Source organism: Arthrobacter psychrolactophilus (assembly GCF_003219795.1).
GTDB lineage: Bacteria > Actinomycetota > Actinomycetes > Actinomycetales > Micrococcaceae > Specibacter > Specibacter psychrolactophilus.
In genome coordinates this window covers 168684-194339 of the sequence record NZ_QJVC01000003.1, presented here as the reverse complement: position 1 = coordinate 194339, position 25656 = coordinate 168684, and the positions used below count along the sequence as shown (strand labels likewise).

Genomic DNA, 25656 nt, shown 5'->3' with positions numbered 1-25656 from the left:
TGTTCCATGACAGCTCAACGACTCCTGCGCGCGCTGACCGAGGTTATTGACTCCCATAATTGGGCGGCGTTGCCTGGCCTGCTTCATGAAGAATTTTCCTGCCACTACGTCCATACGGGTGAAACGTTTGGTGCGCAGGCGTGGGTCCGGTTGAATGCCGAGTATCCGGGATTTCAGCACTTCATCCTTCGGGATTGTGTGGCGGACGGGGATCGCGCCGTGGGGCGTTTTCACGTCACGGCGTTGGGCGAGAAAGGGCTACAACACTTCGAGGTGGCGAGCTTTATTACCGTTCGCGATGAGCTCATCGTCAACATGATCGAGGTGTGGACAGACGTCGATGAGGTGGCACCTGCCGGAACCCGGCCGGGATAGCCGCGCCAGAATAATTCGCCCCGGTGGACGCACCGCGTAATAGTGGTGCGATTCCCTCCAACGACCTTGCATGTGACTTAGATTGGTCACTAAATAAAGTTCAAGTGTTGAGGAGTCAGTGTGGACCAGGCGCAGGGATCAAGCGTGCTTTTTGCAGGCGATAGCGTGACCGATTGTGGACGCCGGGAGGATCCGCAGGGGCTGGGGGATGGGTATGTGCGGGTATTGGCTTCGCAGCTCAACCCGCAAGGAATCACCGTCAGCAATGTCGGCATCGGCGGAGACCGTGTGGTTGATCTGAAGGCGCGCTGGGCCGAGGATGTCTTGAGCAGCGATGCTGACGTCCTCTCCATTCTCGTTGGCATCAACGACACCTGGCGTCGTTTTGATAGCAACGAACCCACCTCTGCGGAGGACTTTGAGGCTGGCTATCGCGAGCTGCTGCAGCAGGCGCGGCCGCAGTTTAAGCGCCTCGTCTTGGTACAACCCTTCGTCTTGCCCGTGACAGCGGGGCAACAGGACTGGCATGAGGATCTGAGTGCTAAGCAGGAAGCCGTGACACGCCTCGCGGCAGAGTTTGATGCCGTTTTAGTTCCGGCCCATGAGCGGCTCAACGCCGAGGCTCCGGATCACGGGGGCAATGCCGTCCTCGCCGAAGATGGCGTACACCCCACGGCCGTGGGGCACGAGCGTCTCGCTGCGATCTGGTTGGAGAGCGTCAATGTCTAAGGAAGTAACAGCTCAGCTCACGCATCTTCAGTTGCGAGCCGCGGGCACAGGTGTTGTGTTGCGCCTGGCGGCCGACGAACTGCCGCAGATCCTGCACTGGGGCGCCGATCTCGGAGGCGTCAGTGATGAACAGCTGCAGGACTTTGCCGACAACGTGTCCCCGGCCCGAGACAACTCGGTAGACGTTCCTGTTCGCATTAGCGTGGTGCCGGAAAACTCGTCCGCCTGGATGGGGACGCCCGGACTACGTGGCCACCGCAGTGGCAGCGCCTGGACGCCGCAATTCCGCTCACTGACCCACACCGTGGACGGAAACACCGTGCGCTCTCGCGGCGTGGACGCGGAGTCGGAGCTGGAACTCGTCGTCGACATCCAGCTCCATGACTCGGGCCTCCTGCGGTTGCGCGCCTCCGTGCGCAATCTCGGCGCCAGCGACTACAACCTCGAACAGCTCGTCGTGGCGCTCCCCGTATCCGGCAGCGCCGTGGAATCTCTGGATCAGGCAGGCCGGTGGAGCAAGGAACGCACACCTCAGCGACGCCCGATCACGGTGGGCACCCACCTGCGGGAAAACCGTCGCGGACGCACGGGCGCCGACGCCGCCACGGTTTTGCTCGCCGGTGAGCAGGACTTTGGCTTTGGCCATGGCGAAGTGTGGGGCCTGCACGTGGGCTTCAGCGGCAACCATGTCTCGTACCTCGAGCACACCTCTGCCGGGAAAACCCTCCTGGGCGGCGGCGAGCTGTTGTTGCCCGGCGAGGTGATCCTCAAGGAAGGGCAGGAATACTGCACGCCGTGGGTCTATGGCTGCCATGGGGTGGGCCTCGACGCCGCCGCCCAGCAATTCCACAACTACCTGCGCGCCCGGCCTCAGCATCCCACCACCCCGCGCCCGGTCACGCTCAACACCTGGGAAGCGGTGTACTTCGATCACGACCTCTCCCGCATCTTGGCGCTCGCCGACAAGGCCGCCGAGCTCGGCGTTGAACGATTTGTGCTCGACGACGGCTGGTTCCGCGGGCGGCGCGACGACTCCGCCGGCTTGGGGGACTGGTTTGTGGATGAGGATGTCTGGCCCGAGGGCCTGCACCCACTGAGCGATCATCTGGCTAAGCTCGGCATTGAATTTGGGCTGTGGTTTGAACCGGAGATGATCAACCCGCGTTCCGATCTGGCCCGGGAACATCCGGAATGGATCCTGCAGCCGCAGGGTCGCATGCCCTTGCCTGCCCGGCATCAGCAGGTCCTCAACCTTGCCATCCCGGAGGCCTTTGCCTACATTCGCGACCGCATCAGCGAGCTCGTGAGCCGCTACAACATTGCGTACATCAAGTGGGACCACAACCGTGATCTTGTCGAGGCCGGCTCCACGGTCACCGGCGCCGCGGGTGTGCACGAGCAGACCCTGGCCACCTACCGTTTGCTGGAGGAACTCAAGAGCCGTCACCCCGGCCTCGAGATCGAGTCGTGCTCCTCAGGCGGCGCCCGCGTCGACCTGGGCATCCTAGAATTCACGGACCGTGTCTGGGCCAGCGACTGCATCGATCCGCTCGAGCGGCAGCAAATTCTGCGCTGGACGGCCCAGCTTTTGCCGCCGGAATTGGTAGGAAGCCACATTGGCAGCCCCCACTCGCACACCACGGGGCGCACGCATGATCTGTCCTTCCGGGCCGCCACGGCGCTCTTTGGCCACTACGGCATCGAATGGGACATCACGGCGCTGACCGCCCGAGAGCACCAGGATCTGGGGCATTGGATCGGCGTGTACAAGCAACATCGCGCGCTCTTACATCAGGGCACGGTGGTGCGCGTGGACCACCCCACCCCGGAAATCAGCGCTCACGGCATCATCGCCGCCGACCGCTCCCAGGCGATGTTCGAGTTCACGGTCCTGTCGCTCCCCTCGTGCTGGCCGCCTGTCCCGGTCCGCATCAAGGGCCTCGACCCCGAGCGCAGCTACCGCATTCGCCAGCTTGGCCCCACGCCTCCCTTGGGAACGAATAACAATTCTCCTGCGTGGATGAACGACGGCGGGATTCGACTTTCAGGGGCTATGTTGGCTGCCGCTGGACTCGCCATGCCGCCGTTGCGGCCGGAACATTCCGTGGTGGTGTATCTGGAGAGCGAAGGCGAAATTCGGTCATCTCCCGCGGCCAGCTAGGATCGAATGATGATCAAGGCGAAGGCTCCACTCCGGCAAGATTCACGCAGCCGGGTGTTGGATATTATCCGCGCGACCGAGCCCACCAGCAGGATCGAACTGGTCCGGGAAACCTCGCTGACCCCGGCCTCCATCACGCATCTGGTCCGTGATTTGTTGGCGGAGAACCTGGTCCGGGAGGTGGGGCAGGGAGAATCTACCGGTGGCAAGCCGCGCACCTTGCTGCGCCTGAACCATGATTCCATGACGGCCATCGGGATTCAGCTTGGTGCTGCTTCTGTGGGTATTGTCGCGACTAATTTAGCGGGCAATATTGTGGGTCGGCAGATCCTGCAAGGCGCCAAGGATCTGGACCCGCAGGTCATCGTGACGTTTCTGGCTCAGGCCGTGGCCGATCTAATCGACAACCTCGGGCTGGATCGAGCCACGATTGCCGGTATCGGCGTGGCCATGCCGGGTCCTCTCGATATGCCCGGTGGCGCGCTGCGCAACGTAGCGTATCTGAAGAATCTCTCCGGCTTTGCCATGGCCGATGAACTTGAGGTGGCCACGGGGTTGCCTGTCATTGTCGACAACGACGCCACGGCGGCCGCCGTGGGGGAGTACTGGCTGGGGACTACCGGGGGACACCCGGCCTACGCGACTGTGTATCTGGCAACAGGCATCGGCAGCGGCTTGATGGTCAATCGGCGCCCGTACCGGGGCAGTAGCTCCAACGCGGGCGAAATTGGTCACATCAGCATTGATTTCCGGGGCCCGGACTGTCCCTGCGGCAATCGGGGATGCCTGGAATTATTTGCTGCACCTCCCGTCCTGGTGGAGAAGGCTCGTCTGGCGCCAGCGTCGGCGGGCCTTGCCGAGGTTGCTCTGGGAAACGTTGAGGATGGGATGTCACGTCTGGGCATTTTGGCCGCTCGTGGCAATGCGGCAGCCATGAACATCATTCGCGAAGGCGCCGAATCCCTGGCCTGCGGCATTGTCACCCTCGTGAACCTCTTTGATGTGGACATGGTGGTGTTGGCAGGTCCGGGCTTCTCGTCCTGTGCCGCTTTCTATCTGAAGGAGGCACAACAGGCGCTCGATTCGCGCACCCTGGCGCGTGGTGTGCACACGGTCTCGGTCGTTATGTCGGCTAGTCCGCGGGACGCCGCCGCACTGGGTGCCGCCACTTTGGCATTGCAAGACAAATTGGATCGAAAACCTTCGGGTGAGCTTAAGAAGTAGGCCAGCATTCCACGGCGCTGCACTAGGAGCAACTGAATTTTCGTGAGCCCCGACAATCCCGATGTAACAGGAATGGGCGGGGCTGTGGCGGAGCGAAACGTCTTGTTAGAGTGGAGTCCATGCCAAAGAAAGCGCTTTCCAAGCCCTCTGCTGTTATTACCGTCGATCACCCCATTCGGTCGGTCCTACGGCTGCTGTTGCGACGGCCTCGACGGATAGCTTTGGCATGTGCCGCATTCGCATTGAAAGAGATTCCGTTGTGGTTTCTTCCGGTCATCACCGCGGCCATCATTGACGTTGTTACCGTCAAAGGTGATGTGAAATCGGTGCTGTGGTGGAGTTTGCTGGCCGCAGTCTTACTCATTCAAAACTATCCAAATCACATTGTTTACACCCGAAATTTCATGACCGTGGTGCGTGACACCGGATCCGAACTGCGGAACGTTTTGGCAGCCCGGCTGCAAAGTTTGTCGATTGGTTATCACACACGCATGAACTCGTCGATTGTGCAGACCAAGGTCGTGCGCGATGTTGAGAATGTGGAGCTCATGCTCCAACAAGTGACCCATCCCTTGCTGTCGGCGGTCATGGTCATGACGGGGGCCATCACCATGACCGCTATCGCCGTCCCACAATTCCTTCCGGTCTACGCACTGACGGTGCCCATCGCCATCGGCATCCGCATTGGAATGCGAAACCGCTCCCGGACGCGAAATGAGACCTTCCGCCACGAGATTGAGGGCTTCTCGGCGCGCGTGGGAGAGATGGCCTCCTTGATTCCCGTCACGAGGGCACACGGCCTGGAAAAGACGGCGGTCACACGAGTTAGCTCCAGCGCCGATAATGTGAAACGGGCGGGATTGCGTCTAGATATGCTCAATGGTCACGTCGCTTCTATCTCCTGGGTGACGATGCAATTGCTCGGGGCTGGCTGTCTGATGCTGGCAGCTATTTTTTCCCTCACCGGAATCCTCCCGATCACGCCAGGGCAGGTTGTCATGCTCTCCAGCTACTTCGCGCTGCTGACTGGAGGGCTGACTCAGCTCCTCATGCTGATTCCTGTGGGAGCCCGTGGACTCGAGTCGGTGCGCTCCATTGCCGAGGTGCTGCAGGATCCAGACATCGAGCAAAATGACGGCAAGCTGACCGTGGAGATCGTCCGCGGCGCCGTGAAATTGGAGAAGGTCAGCCAGAGATACTCCGACGCCGATGTGGATGCCATTCATGAGCTGGATCTCGAAATTCGACCGGGTGAGACGGTGGCCTTCGTTGGATCTTCAGGGTCTGGAAAGTCAACCCTGCTGAATCTGGTGCTGGGTTTTGTTCGGCCCACGAGTGGCCGGATATTGCTCGATGGTGCAGATATGCAACTCCTGGATATGCGAACGGTCCGTCGCTTCGTTTCGGTGGTCCCGCAGGAATCCGTCCTTTTTGAGGGTTCAATTCGTGAAAATATTGCCTACGGGCTCCCTCATCTCGACGATGCGCGCATCCGCGAGGCCCTGCGGGACGCCAACGTTTTGGAGTTCGTCGATTCTCAGCCCGAGGGCTGGAACACCATCGTTGGGGAGCGTGGGGCCAGGCTCTCGGGCGGGCAGCGCCAGCGGTTGGCTATTGCCCGTGCACTCGTGCGTGACCCGCGCATCCTGCTCCTGGACGAGGCGACCAGCGCTCTCGATCCCGAGTCGGAACAACTCGTCAAAGTAGCATTGGGCCGGCTGATGCAGGGGCGAACGACTCTTGTCGTCGCCCACCGGCTATCAACGATCCGGCAAGCAGATCGGATTGTTGTTCTGGAGCATGGTCACATCGTTGAGATCGGCACCCATGATGAGCTCATGCTGAGTTCCGGGCGCTACGCGCAATTGCATGAAGCGCAACTGGGCTCGCACTAGTTTGGTATTTAATGCCGGAAGGCAGCCGGATCAGTCCCTGCGCTGGGTCTATCCGGCGTGTTCGCGCGAACAGCGGGCGTGGGGCATTGTTCCGTAGCCGGTGCTGAAGGTTTCGAAGTGAGCCTGGCTTTCATCGCCGAAGCCAAGCTCAGCCCGAATTAGTGGCCCGCGTCACATTTGGACTCATTGGGGGAGGTGAGGCATTTTCGACTCAACATTATTGACAGACTTAATTAAGTCTCCTATAAAAGTCTCTAGGCGTTCTTTAGAGCGCACACAGCGCCGTGGCTTATCTTGGCTCAGATGTGCTGTGAATCGCTATTGAAGGGTCAATGATGTCTCATTTCAAAAAGCGCAGCCTTGCCATGAGTGTTGTGGCAGCTGCGACGGCCGGCATTCTGGCGTTGTCCGGATGCAGCAGTGAAACCGGCGGAAGTAACAATTCCGGCGACGCGGGCGCCTCAGCCATTACCGTGTTCAACGGCGCAACGGGCGCCATCTCGGAGAACTGGAACCCGTTCTCTCCCACGATGTTGCAACCCACGCAGGGCGTTATTTATGAACCCCTGTACTACTACAACCTCGCAGCAGAATCCGAGCCGAAGTCACTCCTTGCTACGGCCTTTAGCTGGAACGCCGATGGTACCGAACTGACCATCACCAACCGTGAGGGCGTCAAGTGGAACGACGGCGAACCGCTGACGTCCAAGGACGTGGCCTTCACCTTCAATATGATTCATGACAACCCCGCCTTGAACACGAGCGGTCTCAATGCCACGGCAACCGCCACGGACGACAAGACCACGGTCCTGAAGTTTGCCACCAGCTCCTTCATGCAGGAACCGCAGATCCTGGGTAACCAGGCCATCGTCCCGGAACACATCTGGTCCAAGATTGCCGACCCCACCACAACCATCAACGAAAACCCCGTCGGCACCGGCGCCTACAAGGTGAAGTCCTTCAACGCCCAGTCCTACGTCCTAGAAAAGAACCCCACGTACTGGGAAGCCGGAAAGCCGGAAATCGATACGGTTCAGTACATCTCCCTCGCCACCGCAGATGCTGCCAGCGCGGCCTTGATTGCTGGCAAGGTGGACTGGATGAGCTCCTTCTTGCCCAATCTGAAGGAAATGATCAGTACCCAGAAGAACCTCAGCTACGTCAACACCCCCGTCATGACCACGTCCCTGTTCACCTGCTCGGATGCCGCACTTGGTTGCAAGGGCCCACAGACCGACGTGGCCGTGCGTCAGGCGATCTTCGCCGCCATGGATCGTACCCAACTGAACAAGCTAGCCGGTGGCGACTTTGCCGCCCCGGCCTCTCCGACGCTGCTGCTGCCAGAGCGCGACAAGAAGTGGATTGCTAATCCGAGCGACGTCGAGGTGCCGCAGACCTCTGACGTGGCCAAGGCCACCGGAATCCTCGAAGCCGCAGGCTACGCCAAGGGCAGCGACGGCATCTACGCCAAGGACGGTCAGCGCGTGAGCCTCACGGTTCAAGTTGTGGCCGGTTGGAGCGACTACATCTCCGCCGTTCAGGTCTTGACCAGCCAGCTCAAGGAAGCCGGCATCGAGCTCAAGTCCGTTCAGCTCTCCTACAACGAATGGAGTGGCAACCAGACCAAGGGCACCTTCGAATTGACCCTGGACTCCATCGGCTTAGGCGCCTCGGATAACCCGTACTACACCTACCAGCCGCGCTTCAATAGCTCCACGACGGCAAAGGTCGGCGAGGACGCTTCCACCGGCGGTAACTACGCCCGCTACCAAAACAAGATTGTCGACGCCGAACTGGCTAAGGCTGCGGCCACCTCCGACGAGGCTGCACAGAAGGCCTCCTACGCGGCCATTCAGAAGGAAGTTGTCCGCGATTTGCCGTACATCCCGATCTACGTCAACTCGACACTGTCCGAGTTCAACACCGACCGCGCCACCGGCTGGCCCACGAACGATAACAAATACGCCTTCCCGGCTTCCTGGAAGTCCTGGGACAACGGCATTGTTCTGAAGTCACTCACCCCGGCCGGTAAGTAGCCATGGTGTTGGTGCCGAGCAACAGAACGGACGGTTAAGTAGTCATGCGGTTTTATCTCCAGAAGATTGTGTTTTATGTTGTGGCTCTCTGGGCCGCTCTGACACTGAACTTTTTCCTCCCTCGATGGATGCCGGGTAATCCGGTAGACATCTTGATCTCCAAGCTATCCGCGAAGGGCCCCGTCACGGAGTCCACCCGGCATGCCTTGGAACTGATGCTCGGCACCAACTCCGACGAGCCAGTCTTTATCCAGTACCTGAACTACCTAGGCAGCGTTTTCCGTGGAGACCTGGGCGTATCTGTCACCTATTTCCCCGCCAATGTCACCGACATCATCGGCCAGTCGCTGCCGTGGACGATAGGTCTGATCGGTGTCGCGACCGTCATCTCCTTCATCGTCGGCATCTTGCTGGGCCAGTTGGCCGGCTGGAAGCGCGGCTCCTGGCTGGATAACTTCATTCCCGTCACCACCATGTTCCAGGCAGTTCCCTACTTCTGGCTGGCCCTGGTGCTGCTGTACTTCCTGGGTAGCAGGATCCAGATGTTCCCGCTCAGCGGTGGCTACGATGTCTACACCGTGCAGCCGGGCATGAGCTGGGCCTTTATCTCCAGCGTCATTTACCACGGCGCCTTGCCGGCCTTGACGATTGTCTTGTCCTCCATCGGCGGTTGGATGTTGGGCATGCGCAACATGATGGTGTCGACCCTTTCCGAGGACTACATCGTCACCGCCGAGGCCAAGGGACTCCACCCTCGCCGCATCATGACGGCCTACGCAGCCCGCAACGCCGTCCTGCCGTCCCTGTCAGGATTCGCGATCTCGCTTGGCTTTGTCGTCTCGGGATCCATCGTGACCGAGATGGTGTTTTCCTACCCGGGCATTGGATCGGCACTTCTCACAGCGGTGCAAAGCAACGATTACGCACTCATGCAAGGCATCTTCCTTGTCATCACGATCTCCGTTCTCGGTGCCAACCTGCTCGTTGATCTCCTCTATGCACTCATCGATCCCCGCACGCGCGTGCGTGCCTAAGGGCGGAAGGAACACGATGGAACAGACTCTTGAAGCACCACGTGCCTCGGCTGCCGCAGCCGTGCAGCCCAAGAAGCGTCAGCGACGCCCCCGCTCGGCCAAACTGATGGCCGGCCTGATCATCGCCGGAGCCATTGCGCTCTTTGGCATCCTGGGACCCTTGTTCTTGGGGGACCCCAACGCTATTAGCAACGACACCCTCGCGGCCCCCGGAAACGGAATGCTGCTGGGAACTACCCAAACGGGCCAGGATGTTCTGGCCCAGCTCGCCCACGCCACCCGTGGATCGTTGACGATCGGCGTCTTGGTAGGCGCCATGGCCATCGTGGCCTCGGCGTTCTTTGGCATCGTCGGAGCCTACATCGGAGGCTGGACCGACGAGACCTTCTCCCTCATCACCAACGTCATGCTCGTGATCCCCGGGCTCCCTCTGGTCATCGTCATCTCCAGCTACGTCCCCGACAAGGGACTGTTGCTGATCGCCGGAGTCCTGGCCCTGACGAGCTGGGCCGGCGGCGCACGCGTGCTGCGCGCCGTCACCTTGAGCCTGCGCAACAGAGACTATGTCGCGGCCTCCCGCGTCTCGGGAGAAAAGACGTGGCGCATTCTCATGGTGGAGATTCTGCCTAACCTCATGCCGATCCTGGCCTCACAAATGGTCTTTGCCGTTATTTTCGCCATCCTGGGCGAGGCCGGTCTGGCGTTCATCGGACTCGGCGCCTCCGGGACTTGGACGTGGGGTTCAATGTTGTTCTACGCCCAGAACGGTCTGGCACTGCGGCTCGGAGCCTGGTGGTGGTTTGTGCCGCCGGGACTGCTCATCGCCGTCTTCGGCGCGGCACTGTCCCTCATCAACTTCTCGATCGACGAGATCATCAACCCCAAGCTGCGCGATCAGACCCTGGCGGCGCGCAAGCGCTGGAATACGCCTCGTACCAAGAAGCTGACCGTCCCCGGAACTGAAAAGACAAGCTCATGAATGCATTGGATCCAGGACCCGTCCTGTCGATTGAAAATCTCAGTATCGATTATGAAGGCGAAACCACGGTGCACGCCGTCAAGAACGTGAGCCTTGCCCTAGGCCGCGGCGAGATTCTTGGCCTGGCCGGCGAGAGCGGCTGCGGTAAAACCACCCTGGCCTATGGCATCAACAAGCTACTCAAACCACCGGCTCGGATTGTCAACGGCCACGTGACCTTCCACGACAAGGGCGGCAGCGACATTGCCATCAGTGATCTCAACGGGGAGCCACTGCGGGCCTTCCGCTGGGACAAGATCTCCATGGTATTTCAAGGTGCCATGAACTCCTTGAATCCCGTGCTAAATATTCAGGCCCAGCTGGAGGATATCTTCACCACCCACCGGCCGGACATGGGCAAGGCCGAACGCCGTCAAATCTGTGGCGATCTGCTGGAACGCGTGGGCGTCAACCGCAACCGCGTTCGGTCCTTCCCGCATGAACTCTCCGGCGGCATGCGCCAGCGCGTCATGATTGCCATGGCGATGGCACTGGAACCTCAGATCATGATCATGGACGAACCCACCACAGCCCTCGATGTGGTGGTGCAGCGTGAGATCCTGCGCGAAATCACCCGGCTCCGCGCGGAGCTCGGCTTTGCCGTTATCTTCATTACCCATGACCTGCCCTTGCTGCTGGAAATCAGCGACAGGATTGCCGTCATGCGCGGAGGCGAAATCGTGGAACTGGGCGATGCCCGGCAGGTCTACACCAACCCCTCCCACGCCTACACCCGCACATTGCTGGATTCGTTCCCCAGCCTGACCGGCGAACGTGGAGACTTCATCCGCCACGGACGCGCCTTGGAAGGATCGGCATGAGCACCCTGGAATTTCATAATGTCGTGAAGGAGTATCGCCTCCGCGGCGGCTGGCACGGGCGAACGCTCAAGGCCGTCAAGGATGTCAGTTTCGCGATTGAATCGGGCAAGACGGTAGCCCTTGTGGGACAGAGCGGCAGTGGTAAATCCACGATCGCCAAGTTGCTCATGCAGCTGGAACGGCCAACCTCCGGGCAGATCCTGTTCGACGGCGTCCCCGTCCAGAACCGCGGGGCCGGACTTCGCCAGTACCGCCGCGATGTGCAGATGGTCTTCCAAGACCCCTTCGCCTCCCTGAATCCCTTCCACACCGTAGGACATCACCTGGCCCGACCCCTGAAGCTGCACGGCAAGGCAAAAACCGCGGAGGAAACAGACGTCGCCGTGGCCGAGCTACTCACACGGGTTCGCCTGGATCCGGAGATGGCAGCCAAGCACCCGCACGAAATGTCCGGCGGTCAGCGCCAACGCGTGGCGATCGCCCGGGCACTGGCTCCGCAACCACGGATCCTCGTCGCCGACGAACCGGTCTCGATGCTCGATGTCTCCATCAGGCTCGGCGTGCTGAACCTCTTAGCGGACCTGCAACGAGCCGAGAACCTTGGCGTCCTTTACATCACCCACGACCTCGCCACGGCCCGGCACTTCTCGGATGAAATCCTGGTCATGTACCAGGGCGAAATCGTCGAGGCAGGCCCCTCCGATGAGGTCATTCTCAACCCACAACACCCCTACACCCAGCTGCTCGCCGAGGCGGCACCTAACCCGGAAAAGAGACTTGCGCTGTGAGCACCACAACCGATCTGCTGTCCGCAACAACCACAACAGACCTGACGAGCGCCGGCGGGGCCCTATGGGAGCTCCGTCCCACCACCCCACTGCCACCCGAGGCGACGCTGGGCGCGGCGGCGATTTCCGCCGTCGTACCTGGCGAAGTCCACACCGATCTACTCCGTGCCGGGCTCATTCCCGACCCCTTCGACGGCAATAACGAGGCGGCGCTGGCCTGGATCGGGCTCACGGATTGGCAGTACCGCACCGTTTTCACCTTCGGCGGCGGCTCGCAGACGAGGCACGATCTGGTGGCCGAGGGGCTCGACACTGCCGCCACGATCCGCCTCAACGGCAAGGTCGTGGCCAGCACCGCGAATCAGCACCGCTCGTACCGCTTCGACGTCCGGGAATTCCTGGTGCCGGGCGAGAATGAGCTGATCATCGATTTCCGGGCGCCCGTGACGTTCGCGCATGAGCAGCAGGAGCTGATTGGTGCGCGGCCGCACACCAACCACCACCCCTTCAACGCGGTGCGCAAAATGGCGTGCAACTTTGGTTGGGATTGGGGCATCGACATTGCCGGTGCCGGAATTTGGAAGCCGATCCGGCTCGAGTCGTGGTCGGGGGCGCGCATTGCCTCGGTGCGGCCGCTCGCCACGCTCGATGAGCACGGTACGGGTCTGCTCAACGCCCACATCGAGCTGGAATGGGACGGCAGCACCGCCTCCGAGGACACCGCCGAGCTGACGATTTCCGTGGCCGGGGTGAGCGAGTCGCTCACGGTTTCCACGGACGACGGCGTCACCTCCTTGACCTTGGAACTTCCGCAGGTGGATGCCTGGTGGCCACGCGGTTACGGCGAGCAAAATCTGCACGAGGTGCAGGTGGAACTCAAGGGTGTCGGCACCGATAGCTGGAACTCGCGCGTGGGCTTCCGCACGATCGAATTACGCACCGACGCTGACGCCGACGGCACGAGCTTCCTCTTCCGCGTCAACGGTGTGGATGTGTACATCCGTGGCGCCAACTGGATCCCGGACGATGCCCTCGTCACCCGCATCACGCGTGAAAGTCTGGCCGCCTCGATCGGCGATGCCGCAGAGTCCGGCATGAACTTGCTGCGCGTCTGGGGCGGCGGCATGTACGAGTCGGAAGACTTCTATGAGCTCTGCGACGAGCAGGGGCTGCTGGTCTGGCAGGACTTCCTCTTTGCCTGCGCCGCGTACTCGGAAGAGGACCCGATGCGTTCAGAGGTCATCGCCGAGGCCCGTGACGCCGTGACGCGATTGAGCACGCACGCGTCCCTAGCCCTGTGGAATGGCTGTAATGAAAACATTTGGGGCTGGGTCGAGTGGGGCTGGCGCGAGCCGCTGGCCGGCCGGACCTGGGGCGAGGGCTACTACCGCCAGATCCTGCCCGAGATTGTGAGCGAGCTGGACGCGCGAACAAGCTACTCCGCCGGAAGCCCGTTCTCCTATGGCGACCACATGCACCCGAACGATCCCCGCCATGGAACCACGCACATCTGGGACGTCTGGAACGAGAAGGACTACAGCCACTACGCCACCTACCAGCCGCGCTTTGCCTCGGAATTTGGTTTCCAGGGTCCGCCGGCCTGGTCAACGCTCACGAGCGTCGTCCACGACGAGCCCCTGGCTCCGTATGGCGAGCAGATGCTAGTTCACCAGAAAGCTGATCAGGGCAATCTCAAGCTCGAGCGCGGCCTCGGCGATCACCTGCCGCAGCCCGAATCGATCGAGGACTGGCACTGGGCCACCCAGCTCAACCAGGCCCGGGCCTTGACCTTTGGCATCGAGCACTTCCGGAGCCTGTTCCCGCTGAACCGTGGCACCGTGATGTGGCAGCTCAACGATTCCTGGCCCGTGGTGTCCTGGGCTGCCGTGGACAGCCATGGCATTCGCAAACCGCTGTGGCACGCGCTCAAGCATGCGTACACACCTCGTTTGGCGAGCGTTCAACCGCGTGAGGGGGGACTCGCTGTCGTGCTTCATAACGATACTGATGTCCCGCTGACAGCTGAGCTGCGGCTGCGGCGCCTGGCAACGGCCGGGGAGGTTTTGGCCGAGGACGTCGTGAGCGTTTCGGTCGAGGCGCGCGGTGCTGGCACCTACCAGCTGCCCGAAGCGATTGCCCGTCCCGGCGACGCTACGGCGGAGTATCTTGAGGTGCGCGCGCTCGATGCTGCCCTCGAGCTTGCCCCGGCGTTCGGCTACTTCGTGGAAGACACCGCGCTGGCACTTGTGGCTCCGGAACAGGCACTGCTGGCGCAGGTCACGGCCACGGACGACGGCGTTGCCGTGACGGTACGTGCCTCGGCGCTCGTGAAGGACATCGCGCTGTTCCCCGATCGCCTCGATGCTGCGGCGTCCGTGGATTCAGGGCTCGTGACGCTCAGCGCTGGTGGAGAACACACCTTCCTGGTGCGTGGCACAGAGCTCGACGTCGTTGCGCTGATCTCGGCACCTGTGCTGCGTTGCGCCAATGATCTACTGCACCGGTAGTCTAATTTCATGATCAGCCAGAGGAGTGCCACAGAGTCGACGTCGCGGTCCGGAGTTCCGGCCCCGGCGCCGCTTGGCCTGGTGCTCCTGCGTTCGGCCCAGCCCGGTCAGCTCGATCCCTTTCACCAGGACTTCATCCGCGGTGTGGAATCGAAGCTGGCCGAGGCTGGGCGGAGCCTGCTGGTCATGTTGCAGGCTGATCCGCAAAAGGAATTGGAAACCTACCGACGCTGGGCTGAACAGGGCCGCATCGCCGGCGTCTTGCTCATGAACCTGTGTCTGGATGACGAACGTCTTCCTCTGCTGCAGGAACTGGGGCTGCCCGCCGTGGTGATTGGGGATCCGCAATTTAGTGCCGTTCATCCGGCGGCTTATACCGATGACAAAGCTGCCATGGCTCAGGCGCTGCACTTTTTGAAGGGTCTGGGGCACCAGAATATTGCCCGGATTGCTGGCCCGGTGGAGCTCTTTCATACGGCGCAACGGACCGAGGTTTACTCCCAGACCATGGCCGCGGCAGGGGTTCTAGGCCTGCAGCGCAACGGCGAATACAGCCATGAGTCCGGCAAGGCCTTGACAGCCGAACTCTTTGCTGCAGGTGTTGGACCGCGGCCCAGCGCCATCATTTACGACGACGCCGTCATGGCCATAGGTGGCCTCGATATGCTGGGCACCCTCGGCGTTTCGGTTCCGGAGCAGGTTTCCGTGCTGGCCTGGGACGACTCGGTGCAGTGTCAGTTAGCCGGAGTCACGGCGCTGTCACACGACGTGGCAGCCTATGGGGCCTTGGCAGCCGAGCTCTTGCTGGGACATCTAGCCGGTGAACCCGTTGGCAGCCGCGCAACCGAGGCCCCAACCCTGGTGGAACGTGGCTCAACCGGCTCCGTAGTGAACTCCTAGTTCACTACGGAGCTGGTTTTAGTCGCGTTGTTCGTCGATCAGGCGGGCAACATGGAGCGTCAAATACGTGATCTCGTCCTCGGCTAGGGGTTCCCCGAGCCGTAGCTCCAGAACATTTTGAAGCCGCAGCGCCGTTGAATAAGCGTCGGGATAGGAATCCCTGATGGCCGAGCGTAATTTTCCGGCGCCTTCATCCAGCTGTTTTCCGGAATTGGCGCGCACAAAAAAGTACCGCAGATGGGTGATAAAGCGCGCCGCATTGACGGTGTCCCGATCAATCGGCCTCCCGGCAGCCTGCTCCAACACATCGAAAAGTTGTGTGAACACACCCGTCATTTGATAGGTCGAGGACATATCGCCGCCAGTAAAGCCGGCATTGACCAGGTGCAGGGCAATCGAGACAGCTTCGTCGTCGTCGAGCGGGGCTTCAAGAGTGGCGTTCACATGTTTAAGAATGTGTTGTGCGGCCCGAAATTCTGCGGGATAGAGGTGCGAAACCTCCGCACGCAACGGATACTCGAATCGAATACCATCCTGCAAACGTTTAATGGCATAGCTCAAGTGGTCGGCCAAGGCTACCGAAAGAGCAGCGCTGCGGGGAATGGGCAGCTGAGTCCTGCCAGCCTCAAGTGCTTGCTCCGCGAGGGCAAGATGCTCTGGCGGGATGGCGGCCACCATGGCCCCGAAGTTGTCAGGGTCACGGCCGTCATCGGGAACAAACGTGCGCACAATATTGGCCGGATCGATGGCTTGGCCCGGCTTAGTTTGGAATCCCAATCCTCGGCCGGTGAGAATCACTTCCCGGTGCTCGCCCCCGTCTTCGCGCGCGAGAACGACATTGTTGTTGAATATTCGTAGAATTTTCATTCTTGTCGTCTCCTTTGACGCCGAGGTCAGACAGGTGGATGGGGTGGGGGCCGCAGCGGTCCTCACCCCATCCGGCGCTTGTCAATTAGTTTAGTGTTGCGCCGTTACTGGAAATAACATCCTGGTACCAGCCAAAGGACTTCTTCTTGTACCGGTTGAGCGTGCCGGAGCCGTCGTCGTTCCGGTCCACATAGATGAAACCATAACGCTTGCTCAGTTGAGCGGTGGAGGCGCTGACCACGTCGATGCAGCCCCACGACGTGTATCCGGTGACGTCGACGCCGTCGGCAATGGCCTCGCGGACCTGCACCAGATGGTCGTTCATGTACTGGATGCGGTAGTCGTCCGCAACCGTCTTCACGCCGTCAACCTCAACGAGCATGTCTTTGGCACCGATACCGTTCTCGACGATGAACAGCGGCTTCTGCCAGCGTTCCCAGTAGTCGTTCATGACCACACGCAGGCCCTGCGGATCAATCTGCCAGCCCCATTCGGAGGCCTCAAGGGTGGGGTTCGGGACGCCGCCCATGATGTTGCCCGCGCCCTTGATCTGCTTGGCAGGATCGGCAGTCTCGGCGACGCTCATGTAGTAGCTGAAGGATACGAAGTCCACGGTGTTGGTGAGGTCCTCACGGTCCTGCTCGGTGATGTTCAGCTCGATGCCGTTGTCGCGGAAGTAGCGCAGTAAGTAGCCGGGGTAGGTGCCGCGGCAATGGATGTCGCCAAAGGCGTAGCTGCCGTGGGCTGTGTCCATGGCCTTGACCACGTCATCCGGGTGCGGTGTGAGCGGGTAGACGGGCATGGCCAGGATCATGCAGCCAATCTTCGCCTCGGGCATGATCGCCCGGGCCAGTTTGGTCACGCGGGCCGAGGCCACGAGCTCGTGGTGGATAGCCTGGTACAGGTCAGTCTCACTCAGCTCGTCCTTCGGCGTGGGGATGCCGCCGGACAGGAAAGGCTCGTGCAGCACCGAGTTGATCTCGTTGAACGTCAGCCAGTACTTCACCCGGCTGCCGAAGCGCTCAAAAAGCACTTCACAGTAGCGCTCGTAGAAGGCGATCATGGCACGGTTGGTCCAGCCGCCGTAGGTGCGTGCTAGGTTCAGCGGCGTCTCGTAGTGGCTGATCGTGACCATGGGTTCGATGCCGTGCTTTTCCAGCTGATCCAGCACCCGTGCATAGAAGGCCAAGCCCTCTTCGTTGGGCTCCGCGTCGTCGCCGTTGGGGAAGATGCGGCTCCAGGCGATGGAGAAGCGGTAGACCTTGAAGCCCATCTCTGCGAAGAGGGCAATGTCCTCTTCGTAGCGGTTGTAGAAGTCTATGGCTACCTGCTTGAGGTTGTCCTCCGTGGGGCCCTCGCTGGGTCGTTGCGTGATGCCCTTGGGCATGACGTCCTGAATGGACAGGCCCTTGCCGCCCTGGTTGTAGGCGCCTTCAACCTGGTTGGCTGCGGTGGCGCCGCCCCACAGGAATCCCTCGGGGAAGGCTCCGGTGGCCGGCTTGAAAGTTGCGTTGCTCATGGTGCGGTGGTCCTTTCGGTGCTGCGAGTTTTTCTGTCTTAGAGTTCGATGTCCAGGGCTGGGACGCCGTGGTCCAGATGGCCCTGGCCCACGGGCACAACGGCCGTGAGGTTCTTGGTGTTGGTGACGACCATGATGGTCATGTCGCTGAATCCGGCGTCCTTGATCTTGGCGCGGTCAATGGTCGCCAGCAGCTCGCCAGCCTCCACACGCTGGCCGCGGGTAACTGCCGAGGTGAAGCCCTCACCCTTCATCTGGACGGTGTCGATACCGATGTGCACCAGCACCTCAACGCCGCTGTCAGTCTTCAGCCCGTAGGCGTGCCCTGTCTTCATGGCGACCTGGACGGTGCCGGAAACGGGGGAGTGGACGGTGTCCTGCTCGGGGATGATGGCGAGACCTGCGCCCATGGCACCGGAGGCAAACACCTTGTCAGGCACCTCGGAAAGAGCCACCGCGGTTCCGGTCACGGGGGCGAGCACCTTGACGCTGCCGGTGGCGATCGTCGCGGCGGAGGGTGTCGCGGCGGTGCCGCCATCTGCTTTGCCGGGCACACCGGCGTCGACCGTGTCAGGGGTTTCGCGGGGGCCAAAGAAGAACGTCAGCAGGAAGGCGATAGCGATGGCGACGGCTGTTCCAATGAGCAGAGTAATGAAGCTGCCAATGGTGGCGAAGGCGGGCAGGCCGATCAGGGACGGGAAGACGAAGGCGTTCGCGGCGCTTCCGCCCATGGCCACGATTGCGCCGCCGATGGCACCGCCAGCGATGCCGAAGTAGAACGGCTTCTTCAGGGGCAGGTTCACACCATAGATGCCAGGTTCGGTGACGCCGGCCAGGAAACCGGAGAACGCGGCGGGGAAGGCAACTTCACGACGCTTGGCGCTGTTGGAGCGTATGGCTACGGCGAGCATGGCGGCGGATTGGGCCAGCACGGCGGGCAGCAGGGGAGCCATCATGACGGAGTATCCGGTGGTGGCGATTTCATTGAGCATGACCGGAATCAAGCCCCAGTGCAGGCCGAACACGACGAAGACCTGCCAGAAGCCGCCCATGACGGCCCCGGCCAGCCACGGGGCGAAGTCGAACATGGCGGTGATGCCGGAAGAGAGACCGTTGGCTAGGAAGATGGTTGCCGGGCCCACAGTCAGCAGCGTCAGCGGGACCATGATGGCCATGGCCAGCAGCGGCGTCATGAAGTTACGGATGGCCGAGGGCAAGATCTTGAGCAGGAAGCGCTCCAAATACCCTTGCAGCCAGACGGCGACGATGATCGGGATGACCGAGCTCGTGTAATTCATGACGGAGAACGGGATGCCCGCGAAGTTGGCCTGGGTGCCGTTGAGCGCCACGATGGAGGGGTAAACCAGTGAGCCGGCGATAGCCATGGCCGTGAACTGGTTGGCCTTGAAGCGCTTAGCTGCGGTGATGGCCAGGAATAGGGGAAGGAAGTAGAACAAGGCATCGGCGGCCGCATTCAGGATCACATAGGTGGAGTCCTCGGGTGCCAGCCAGCCCAAGTTTCCGGCCAGTGCCAGGAATGCCTTGAAAAGTCCGGCGGCTGCCAGAGGCCACAGGATCGGAGAGAAGATCGCCGAGATCATCTGAATGAAGCGGTTGAAGATGTTGCCCTTGGCTGCTTCCTCGGCGGGTGCGTCATCCCCGCCGAAGCGGCTGATCTTGCCAAGCTCCGCGAACACCGTGGGGACGTCGTTGCCGATGACCACTTGGTACTGGCCGCCGGCCTTCATCACGGTGATGACGCCGGGGAGCTTTTCGACGGCGGCCGTGTTGGCTTTCGCGTCGTCGCGCAGCGTCAGGCGCAATCTCGTGGCGCAGTGCGTGGCAGTTGCGATGTTCTTTTCCCCGCCGACACCCTCCAAGATGTCTGCGGCCAAAGTCCGGTAATTCACGGAAGCCATGGCAGTCCTTTCTGTCCATTGACGTCTTTCGGGCACAAAAAAAGACCCAAGACATACGTTTGACGTAAGTCTCAGGTCTTGCCTCGTCACCGAGTAACAATCCTTACAGGCAGCGTTGCCTGCAATGGTTACGGTACCCGTGATTGAGGTCACCTGCAAGTCATGCGGTTTTTTGTGTAGGCCACCCGGAAGCGGCGTCCCCTGATGTTAGATGAGTCCAAGCTCCGCGAAGGCGACGGCGATGCCGTGACGGTGAGGGGGCAGTGCCGTGCGGTCCGCAAGGCGCAGCAACTCAGGGTGGGATCCTTCAATGGCAACGCCGATGCCTGCGTAGGCAACCATCTCGAGATCGTTCTGACCATCGCCAAAAGCGATGCTGTTCTCCTGGGCGATGCCGAGATGCGCAATCGCGGCAGCCACGCCGTCGGCCTTACTGATGCCGCGCTGGAACAGCTCACCAGCATTGAGTCCTTCATCCGCAATGGAATTGGCTACGACGTCGAGCAGTTCGCCAACTTCCGCCACGATGCTCGCCATCGGCACCTGGGAATCAAACACGGTGACTTTCGCGAACAACGGCGAACTAACCAACCACGGACTCAGCGAGCCCAGAATGGCCGAGGAACCCTTTGCGGGGTCATTCCCGGATTGTTCAAAGTGGGATTCAACCATGGCGCGCAGGCGCTGCTCTGCCTCCGGGCGGACATGAAGTGATTCCTGGGCTTCCAAGACGTACACGGAATCATAAGCGTCTAAAACTGCCAAGGTTCGGGCCGCCAAATCAGCGGGGAACCGTCTGTCAACGAGCACCTCATCGGCAACTTTCACATACGCGCCAGCGCTCGCAATCAGGCCGTCAAAGCCCGCATCGAGGATATGTTCCGGCAACATCGAGACGGGCCGACCGGTGCACAAAAAGACCTTGTGCCCATTGGCGCGCGCGGCCTGAACCGCTTGCGAATGAGCCTCCGGGACAACGCCGAAGTCAGCGTAAGTGCCGTCGACATCGAGGAAAATTGCGTGGATGGTTCGTGATTTCGCTTCGGCAGTCATGGTCACGGAGTCTACCGGGACGAGATGAAGAACCCGGAATTGCTGACGGAGTGCGGACTGCCCGTGGATTTGACGAACGTCACAAGAAGTCTGCACACTGAAAGAAGGATATGTAACTGGGCAGCCAGGCAGGATCCGATCATTGAGCGTCTCATCGCTTCTTGTTCGGGTCCTTTTTTATTGGTCAAAAGTAGGCAATGTGGCACTCACTGAAGGAGAAGAAATGAACAACGAGGTTTTAGCTTCCACGGCTTTGGTGCAGCAATTTTCGGGTGTCGGAGTCTCTGCCGGACGTGTTGTTGGACCGATACGGCAGATGCCGGGATCTGTTGCGGAACCAGCCGCCGGCGTCGTGGTGCCCGCCGACGTGAATGTCGCAGAACAGGGTCAGCGCATCAAGGATGCCGCCAAGGCGGTCAAGGCCGAATTGCTGGCGCGCGCCGCGTCGCTTGCGGGGGAAGGCAAGGAAGTTCTCGAAGCCACCGCGTTGATGGCTGCGGACCCCATGCTCGTGAAGTCTGCCATCAAATTGCTCTCGCCGGATGCTCCCGGTGGAGCCCGCACAGCGGAGCGGGCCATCTGGGAAGCCGGCGACGGAGTGGCCGAGAAACTCAAGGCCCTCGGCGGCTACATGGCTGAGCGCGTGGCCGATGTCTTAGATGTTAGGGCCCGCATCGTCTCGGAATTGCGCGGGCTTCCTGCTCCCGGGATCCCTGTTTCCGATACGCCGTTCATTCTGGCCGCCGAGGATCTGGCCCCGGCCGATACGGCTACCCTGGATCCGGCCAAGGTCATTGGGCTCATTACCTCCAGCGGAGGCCCGCAATCCCACACCGCCATCTTGGCTCGAGCACTGGGCCTACCCGCCATTGTTGCAGCACCCGGAGTGGATGAGATCGCCGACGGTACCGAGGTGTACATCGATGGTGCAGCCGGTTCCATCACCGTTGAACCCGGCGCGGAGCTGTTGGCTGCTGCCGCGGCCTGGTCCGCTCAGGCCTCAACGTTTTCTACGTTCAGCGGCGCTAACACCCTGGCCGACGGCTTCGCAGTGCCTTTGTTGGCCAATGTGGGAACCGGTTCGGATGCGCTCAAGGCGGCCGAGGCTGGCGCCGAGGGCGTGGGCCTGCTCCGTACGGAATTCTGCTTCCTGGACCGTGCGGAAGAACCCACCGTGGACGAGCAAATTGCCGCCTATGGAGCCGTCTTCGCCGCGTTCCCAGGCAAGAAGGTCGTGGTCCGTACGCTGGATGCCGGCGCCGACAAGCCCCTTCCATTTCTGACCAATGCCGACGAGCCTAACCCCGCTCTCGGTGTCCGCGGCTACCGCACCGATCTGACCAGCCCGGGAGTTCTCGAGCGCCAGCTGCAGGCCATCGCCGCTGCTGAGGCCGCCCATACGGCCGAGGTCTGGGTCATGGCTCCCATGATTTCCACGGCGGAGGAGGCGGCCGACTTTGCCTCACTGTGTGCCGCTGCTGGCCTGAAAACCCCCGGCGTCATGGTGGAGGTGCCCTCCGCCGCACTGACCGCCGCCACCGTACTGCGCGAGGTCAGCTTCGCATCCTTGGGTACCAACGACCTGACTCAGTACGCCATGGCAGCGGACCGGCAGCTTGGCCCGCTGGCAGCACTCAACAACCCGTGGCAGCCTGCCGTCTTGCAGCTCGTGAAACTGACGGCCGACGGCGCCGCGCTCGCCAGCAGCACCACCGGACTTCCCAAGCCCGTGGGAGTCTGCGGTGAGGCAGCAGCGGATCCGGCCCTCGCCGTCGTACTCGTGGGACTTGGCGTGACAACCCTTTCGATGAGTGCCCGTGCGCTGGCCGCCGTCTCTGCCGTCCTGAAAACTGTCACCTTGGACCAGACCCGGCACTTGGCGTTCACGGCTTTGGCCGCGCCGTCGGCCACCGAAGCGCGCGCTGCCGTCCGTGCCGGCCTGCCCATTCTGGACGAGCTGGGCCTGTAAATTTCAACCGTTTCGCCACCTGTTTTCCAACAACCAAGGAGCATCAAATGTCAGAACGCACCGCAATCATAGCCAGCAGTGTTGGTCTGCACGCCCGCCCTGCGGCGATTTTCACCGCAGCCGTGGCCGAACTGGATCTTGAGGTCACTATCGCCATGGAAGGCGAGCCAGCCGACGACGCCATGGAGGCCGACAGCATTCTTTCTCTCATGAGCCTCGGCGCAGCGCACGGCGATGTGGTGGTCCTCCGCGCCGAAGGGCCCGGCGCCGATGAAGCACTGGAGCGTTTGGTTCAGATCCTGGAAACGGATCACGACGCAGCATAAGCCTGCGGCTGTCCCGAAAACAGCTCAGTCAGCGGCGGCGCCACCTGATATCCCAGGTGCGCCGTCGGGCTCCCACCGCAGTATGTCCCCGGGCTGGCATTCCAATGCCACGCACAAGGCTTCAAGGGTAGTGAATCGAACGGCCTTAGCCCGGCCATTTTTCAGGACGGCCAGGTTTGCCGGCGTAATTCCAATCAAGTCAGCCAGTGTGCCAACCGCCATTTTGCGTCTGGCCAGCATGACGTCGATGTCAACGATGATGGACATCAGATGACCTCATCGATTTCTGCCTGCAGTTTGCTCGCCTCGGCGTCGCGGGCCACGGCCTGGGCCAACAACACCCGCAGGACCAGCACAATCAAGGCGACGCAGGCGATCAACAGCCCCGCACCGCCGATCAACAGCACCACGCCGGGAGCTACATCCTCTCCCGGTGCCAGTGCAGCGCCGAAGCTAAATGTCAGAAGCGACGCGGCAGCAATGGCGCCCATGATGATATTCACGTAGAGGAACGAGCCCCGGGAAAACACGGTGCCGCGCCGCACCATGGACAACAGTCGCCAGACGCACACCAAGGCAATCTGGACCGACACTATTCCCAGCAGGACAATGACAAGCAGCGGGATGCGAACCGCAGCCAGGGCGGCGTCGGATTCCTCTAGATCAACTGAAAGCAGCGGCACCATGACCACCTGAACGAACAGCGACCCCGCGAGGACCAGTGCCAACACGACCCTCAGGGTAAGAATGAGCAATTTTCCCATCGGGACTCCTTCGGTTGATTATCAGTAATAATATATCGTTAAACGATATGGTTGGATACGCCATGAGTTGTTTTTCGGAGCAGAGCGGTCCGGGCATGCCGCAGTCCTTGACCGCCGACGCTCAGCCAATGACCGAGATCAATGAGGGCCTGGGTGCGCTCGCCTACGGCCTCGTGGTGCGCCGGTTGTGCACCTTTTCCGATTGACCATCGCTACTGTTCTGCGGTGAAAGTGGATCCTGGAAGCAGTCTCTGGACAAATTTATTTGTCGGTGAGATGCTTGGAGCATGTTGGACGTTGCAGTCATCGAGAACGCGGCCGCGGCCGAGGCTACCCTGGACCCCATTCGCTCCAGGTTGCTGGCGGAATTGCGGGTGCCCTCCTCGGCGGCCACGGTGGCGGCGCGGATGGATTTGCCGCGCCAAAAGGTCAATTACCACTTGAAAATGCTCGAACGCCACGGCCTTGTGGTGTTGGTCGAGGAAAAACGCCGGGGCAATGTCACGGAGCGGATTATGGGTGCCACGGCGCATTCCTATGTCATTTCTCCCGCGGCACTTCCCGGTGTGGCCCCGGATCCTGCGCATGAACCCAACAAGTTATCGGCCCGGTGGATGTTGGCCGTGGCCGCCCGACTCGTGAAAGACGTCGGCACCCTGATTACCGGGGCGGAGCGGGCCAATCAACGCCTGGCCACCTTTGCCCTGGACGGGGAAATTACCTTTGCCACGGCGGCCGACCGCGCCGCCTTTGTCGCCGAACTCTCGGCCGCCACCACGGCGCTTGCGCAAAAGTACCACAGCGGCACTGGTGCCGGCGGACGCAAACATCGTCTCGTCGTCGCACTTCATCCCAGCGTCACAGTAAATCTTGGAAACGAACTGAAGGAGTCATGATGGGCAAGGAATTTAAGATCGTCCACGAAACCGAGGTCGATGGCACACCGCAGCAGGTTTTTGACGCCGCAACCGGCGGAACCTCTGGCTGGATGTGGCCCATGGAGATCGAGCCGAAGCTGGGCGGGGCGGGTCCGTTCGGCAGCACCGTGACCGTGTGGGAGCCGCCGCACCGCTACTCCAACCGCATGGAGGGCGAGGGTGGCTTCTTCAACCAGCTCGACTTTGACATCTCCGAGCTCGCCGACGGCACCTCCTGGCTGCGCTATGTGCACAGCGGCGTGTTCTTCGAGGACTGGGACAACCAGTACGACGGCGCCGCCAAGCACACTGCTTTCTACCTCCACACGCTGGGGCAGTACGTGAAGTATTTCGCGGGCCAGCAAGCCGCGTTCGCCGACGTTCAGGGCCCCGCCGCCTCGTCCTCGGCGCAGGCTTTTGTGGCGGTAAAGCATGCGCTGGGTTTGTACGACGCCGGAGCCGGGGGACACCTCAGCGTCACCATTGCCGGACTCGGGACGGTCGACGCCGTGGTGGATTACCTCGACGATAACTTCGTGGGGCTGCGCACTGAGGATGCCATGATCCGCTTCTTTGGTCGCAACGCTTTTGGCTCCGTGGTGGGCATGACGATCCACCTCTTTGCCGAGGGTGCGGATGCCCAGGCGGTCGGCGCGGCCTGGGACAGCTGGCTCAACGGGCTCTTCGAGCAGTAGCTGCGAGCGCCGGGCCCTGCGCGGATTCGACTCCTCGCGGGGTGGTTCCTGCGCGGGGCGCCCTTGCGTTGCCTGCTTGCTGGTGTGACAGTGGAGGCACGTCGCAATGTGGCGTCCTAGTTCACGGTCGTTGAGCTGG

Annotated in this window: 23 protein-coding genes; 17 read left to right on the top strand and 6 right to left on the bottom strand. The window is 61.4% G+C overall.

Annotated elements, in window-relative coordinates:
* Window positions 1–6: 6 nt before the first annotated feature.
* From CVS30_RS05320 to CVS30_RS05265, 12 genes are all read left to right on the top strand, one after another.
* Window positions 7–375, top strand: coding sequence for a nuclear transport factor 2 family protein (locus CVS30_RS05320; protein ID WP_110484286.1), 369 nt, complete (start codon window positions 7–9; stop codon window positions 373–375).
* 120 nt (window positions 376–495) lie between these two features.
* On the top strand, window positions 496–1104 hold the full coding sequence (locus CVS30_RS05315) for an SGNH/GDSL hydrolase family protein (protein WP_110484285.1): 609 nt from the start codon (window positions 496–498) through the stop codon (window positions 1102–1104).
* Window positions 1097–3265, top strand: coding sequence for an alpha-galactosidase (locus tag CVS30_RS05310; RefSeq protein ID WP_110484284.1), 2169 nt, complete (start codon window positions 1097–1099; stop codon window positions 3263–3265). The genes CVS30_RS05315 and CVS30_RS05310 overlap by 8 nt, the downstream gene beginning before the upstream one ends.
* 6 nt (window positions 3266–3271) lie before the next feature.
* Window positions 3272–4489 (top strand): ROK family transcriptional regulator, encoded by a 1218-nt coding sequence (locus tag CVS30_RS05305; protein ID WP_110484283.1) that lies wholly within the window; start codon window positions 3272–3274, stop codon window positions 4487–4489.
* A 119-nt stretch (window positions 4490–4608) separates the two neighbouring features.
* Window positions 4609–6384, top strand: a complete 1776-nt coding sequence (locus tag CVS30_RS05300) for an ABC transporter ATP-binding protein (RefSeq protein WP_110484282.1) — start codon at window positions 4609–4611, stop codon at window positions 6382–6384.
* Window positions 6385–6719: 335 nt separating this feature from the next.
* Entirely contained in the window at window positions 6720–8420 is a 1701-nt protein-coding gene (locus CVS30_RS05295; protein ID WP_220033866.1) for an ABC transporter substrate-binding protein, read from the top strand.
* 44 nt (window positions 8421–8464) lie between these two features.
* The gene (locus CVS30_RS05290) at window positions 8465–9454 is read left to right on the top strand and encodes an ABC transporter permease (protein ID WP_110484280.1); all 990 of its coding nucleotides are present in this window, start codon (window positions 8465–8467) and stop codon (window positions 9452–9454) included.
* 16 nt (window positions 9455–9470) lie between these two features.
* The gene (locus tag CVS30_RS05285; RefSeq protein ID WP_110484279.1) at window positions 9471–10433 is read left to right on the top strand and encodes an ABC transporter permease; all 963 of its coding nucleotides are present in this window, start codon (window positions 9471–9473) and stop codon (window positions 10431–10433) included.
* Window positions 10430–11293 (top strand): ABC transporter ATP-binding protein, encoded by an 864-nt coding sequence (locus tag CVS30_RS05280; protein ID WP_110484278.1) that lies wholly within the window; start codon window positions 10430–10432, stop codon window positions 11291–11293. Before CVS30_RS05285 ends, CVS30_RS05280 begins: the two co-directional genes overlap by 4 nt.
* Complete coding sequence (locus CVS30_RS05275) at window positions 11290–12081, top strand: ABC transporter ATP-binding protein (protein WP_110484277.1); 792 nt, start codon at window positions 11290–11292, stop codon at window positions 12079–12081. The genes CVS30_RS05280 and CVS30_RS05275 overlap by 4 nt, the downstream gene beginning before the upstream one ends.
* A complete protein-coding gene (locus CVS30_RS05270; RefSeq protein ID WP_220033865.1) occupies window positions 12078–14588 on the top strand; it encodes a glycoside hydrolase family 2 protein in 2511 nt (836 codons plus the stop codon). Before CVS30_RS05275 ends, CVS30_RS05270 begins: the two co-directional genes overlap by 4 nt.
* A 9-nt stretch (window positions 14589–14597) precedes the next feature.
* Window positions 14598–15488, top strand: a complete 891-nt coding sequence (locus CVS30_RS05265) for a LacI family DNA-binding transcriptional regulator (protein WP_110484276.1) — start codon at window positions 14598–14600, stop codon at window positions 15486–15488.
* Window positions 15489–15506: 18 nt separating this feature from the next.
* Here CVS30_RS05265 and CVS30_RS05260 read toward each other — a convergent pair whose 3' ends face one another.
* The 4 genes from CVS30_RS05260 to CVS30_RS05245 all read right to left on the bottom strand — a co-directional run bounded on the left by CVS30_RS05260 (window position 15507) and on the right by CVS30_RS05245 (window position 20846).
* Window positions 15507–16355, bottom strand: coding sequence for a PRD domain-containing protein (locus tag CVS30_RS05260; RefSeq protein ID WP_110484275.1), 849 nt, complete (start codon window positions 16353–16355; stop codon window positions 15507–15509).
* Between the two features lie 85 nt (window positions 16356–16440).
* Window positions 16441–17874 carry a glycoside hydrolase family 1 protein gene (locus CVS30_RS05255; RefSeq protein WP_110484274.1) on the bottom strand — a complete coding sequence of 478 codons (1434 nt, stop codon included), beginning with the start codon at window positions 17872–17874 and terminating at the stop codon, window positions 16441–16443.
* A gap of 38 nt (window positions 17875–17912) precedes the next feature.
* Complete coding sequence (locus CVS30_RS05250; RefSeq protein ID WP_110484273.1) at window positions 17913–19793, bottom strand: beta-glucoside-specific PTS transporter subunit IIABC; 1881 nt, start codon at window positions 19791–19793, stop codon at window positions 17913–17915.
* Between the two features lie 207 nt (window positions 19794–20000).
* A complete protein-coding gene (locus CVS30_RS05245; RefSeq protein ID WP_110484272.1) occupies window positions 20001–20846 on the bottom strand; it encodes an HAD-IIB family hydrolase in 846 nt (281 codons plus the stop codon).
* Between the two features lie 256 nt (window positions 20847–21102).
* On the opposite strand from CVS30_RS05245, the gene ptsP reads away from it, so the two are divergent.
* On the top strand, window positions 21103–22815 hold the full coding sequence (gene ptsP, locus CVS30_RS05240) for a phosphoenolpyruvate--protein phosphotransferase (protein ID WP_181419705.1): 1713 nt from the start codon (window positions 21103–21105) through the stop codon (window positions 22813–22815).
* A 47-nt stretch (window positions 22816–22862) separates the two neighbouring features.
* Window positions 22863–23141: an HPr family phosphocarrier protein gene (locus CVS30_RS05235; RefSeq protein ID WP_110484270.1), complete on the top strand. Its 279-nt coding sequence runs from the start codon at window positions 22863–22865 to the stop codon at window positions 23139–23141.
* Between the two features lie 24 nt (window positions 23142–23165).
* Here CVS30_RS05235 and CVS30_RS05230 read toward each other — a convergent pair whose 3' ends face one another.
* Together CVS30_RS05230 and CVS30_RS05225 are read right to left on the bottom strand one after the other, a co-directional pair.
* The gene (locus CVS30_RS05230) at window positions 23166–23408 is read right to left on the bottom strand and encodes a helix-turn-helix domain-containing protein (protein ID WP_110484269.1); all 243 of its coding nucleotides are present in this window, start codon (window positions 23406–23408) and stop codon (window positions 23166–23168) included.
* Window positions 23408–23905 carry a DUF2975 domain-containing protein gene (locus tag CVS30_RS05225; RefSeq protein ID WP_110484268.1) on the bottom strand — a complete coding sequence of 166 codons (498 nt, stop codon included), beginning with the start codon at window positions 23903–23905 and terminating at the stop codon, window positions 23408–23410. Before CVS30_RS05225 ends, CVS30_RS05230 begins: the two co-directional genes overlap by 1 nt.
* Before the next feature lie 62 nt (window positions 23906–23967).
* On the opposite strand from CVS30_RS05225, the gene CVS30_RS17915 reads away from it, so the two are divergent.
* The 3 genes from CVS30_RS17915 (at window position 23968) to CVS30_RS05215 (ending at window position 25517) form a co-directional block, all read left to right on the top strand.
* Window positions 23968–24111 carry a hypothetical protein gene (locus tag CVS30_RS17915; RefSeq protein WP_181419690.1) on the top strand — a complete coding sequence of 48 codons (144 nt, stop codon included), beginning with the start codon at window positions 23968–23970 and terminating at the stop codon, window positions 24109–24111.
* Between the two features lie 81 nt (window positions 24112–24192).
* Window positions 24193–24801 carry a winged helix-turn-helix domain-containing protein gene (locus CVS30_RS05220; RefSeq protein ID WP_110484267.1) on the top strand — a complete coding sequence of 203 codons (609 nt, stop codon included), beginning with the start codon at window positions 24193–24195 and terminating at the stop codon, window positions 24799–24801.
* Window positions 24798–25517 (top strand): SRPBCC family protein, encoded by a 720-nt coding sequence (locus CVS30_RS05215; protein ID WP_220033864.1) that lies wholly within the window; start codon window positions 24798–24800, stop codon window positions 25515–25517. The genes CVS30_RS05220 and CVS30_RS05215 overlap by 4 nt, the downstream gene beginning before the upstream one ends.
* The last annotated feature ends 139 nt before the right edge of the window (window positions 25518–25656 follow it).